The organism is Lactobacillus sp. UMNPBX15 (genome assembly GCF_002553785.1).
GTDB classification, from domain to species: domain Bacteria; phylum Bacillota; class Bacilli; order Lactobacillales; family Lactobacillaceae; genus Lactobacillus; species Lactobacillus crispatus.
The window spans coordinates 1-1,378 of the sequence record NZ_PCYV01000074.1 but is presented as its reverse complement, the minus strand read 5'-3'; the positions used below and the strand labels follow the sequence as shown (position 1 = coordinate 1,378).

The window sequence follows — 1,378 nt, the reverse complement described above, 5'->3', positions numbered from 1 at the left end:
ACGCTTTTGATAAAACTTGATTTTCGCATAAAGCCTCTTTAGTGACTTAGGCAAGACTAAACACTGTCCATCTTGATAATTAAAGTGACCTACATTAATATCAACTCCTGTACCTTTGCCAGTTTTAGCCTTGGGTAAAGGCTTTTCTAGCTTATAAGGTATAGAAGCATAATACTTATGGTTTACTTTAAAAATTGAAACTACACCAATTTTACCCGATAAAGGCTTATTTGAAAGTTCGATCCCTGCCCAACGATCCTTATATGGGGTATCTCTAGGCATTTCTAACCAAAGTAGTCCATCCTCTATCTTTGCTCGATCAGTTTTAAAGCCTTGGCGCGGATTTTTCTTAGAGCGGAACTTAGGCTTGCCCCAATCAGGCTGTGCTTTATTAAAGAAATTTTGCCATGCTTTGCCTAAATCCTGTACCGCTAACTGTAAAGTGCGAGCAGAGTAGGCATATCTTCCTTTTGTTCAATCATTAGATCTCTTACTAAACGCCAATTAGGACTAGGATTTAAGTGATAATCTTGATGAGTCATGCGCCATTTCTTAGTCTTTTTATTCTGCTTAGGAATAAAGGTAGTGGCAACTACTTTATCAAAAATAGTATGTGCCATATACAAGTCTTGCCATAAAGCCAAGGCTTGATTCCAACAGTATCGACGGTAGTTACACCAATCGTCCAAAATTTGCTTCATCGCCTCATCTGGTTTTAGACGGTAAACGCGTGTTTTTACTATCATTTATTAGTCAACTCCTTGTCTTCGCTAATCTTATGCTTGTATTTACGTAAGCCGTAAAGACGACAAGAAAAGACGTGTAAAATACTTAAGACATCTTGAACCAATTCTTCATTAGGTGACGTTTCTCGATTGTTTAAGACTACTATTTTGGTGCCATTTTGATTACATAGTTTTTCAAACCAATCATAACCAAAGCGGATAAAACGATCTTGGTAAGTAATGTAAATTGTTTTAATCTTTCCTTGCATTACTTCATCAAGAAGCTTATTCCACTTTTTGCGCTTATAATTCAGACCGCTACCAATATCGGTGATCATTTCATCAAGAATAATCCCTTTAGTGTTGACAAATTCGCGTATGAACTCTTCTTGATCTTTTAAATCATCCTTTTGATTAGCAGTTGAAACGCGTGCGTAGCCAACTACCTTGCGCTTATCCTTCTTAGGATCAGAATTATTATTAATGTACTTAAGATAATCCTGTTCAGTATAGTAGCGCTTATTTGTTGGAGTACGATGTGCTGGAAAAATTCCTTTACGATCCCACTCCTGTAAAGTGCGCACTGTCACACCCAAGCGTTCAGCCATCTCTTTAGGTTTAAGAACTGCCATAATCTTCATCTCCACATATTA

General features: G+C 37.2%; 2 protein-coding genes and 1 pseudogene. All 3 read right to left on the bottom strand.

What is annotated here, in order from left to right:
* A pseudogene (locus CP366_RS11025) lies at nt 1-282 on the bottom strand (RNA-guided endonuclease TnpB family protein); the annotation flags it as partial.
* A 149-nt stretch (nt 283-431) separates the two neighbouring features.
* The gene (locus tag CP366_RS11020; RefSeq protein WP_233197989.1) at nt 432-746 is read right to left on the bottom strand and encodes a helix-turn-helix domain-containing protein; all 315 of its coding nucleotides are present in this window, start codon (nt 744-746) and stop codon (nt 432-434) included.
* Nucleotides 743-1,357 (bottom strand): IS607 family transposase, encoded by a 615-nt coding sequence (locus CP366_RS10315; RefSeq protein WP_013085994.1) that lies wholly within the window; start codon nt 1,355-1,357, stop codon nt 743-745. Before CP366_RS10315 ends, CP366_RS11020 begins: the two co-directional genes overlap by 4 nt.
* Between the last annotated feature and the right edge of the window lie 21 nt (nt 1,358-1,378).

Excerpts from the sequence above, each read along its gene's own strand:
- CP366_RS10315 (WP_013085994.1), bottom strand. The coding sequence starts at position 1,357 with ATGGCAGTTCTTAAACCTAAAGAGATGGCTGAACGCTTGGGTGTGACA.
- CP366_RS11020 (WP_233197989.1), bottom strand. The coding sequence starts at position 746 with ATGATAGTAAAAACACGCGTTTACCGTCTAAAACCAGATGAGGCGATG.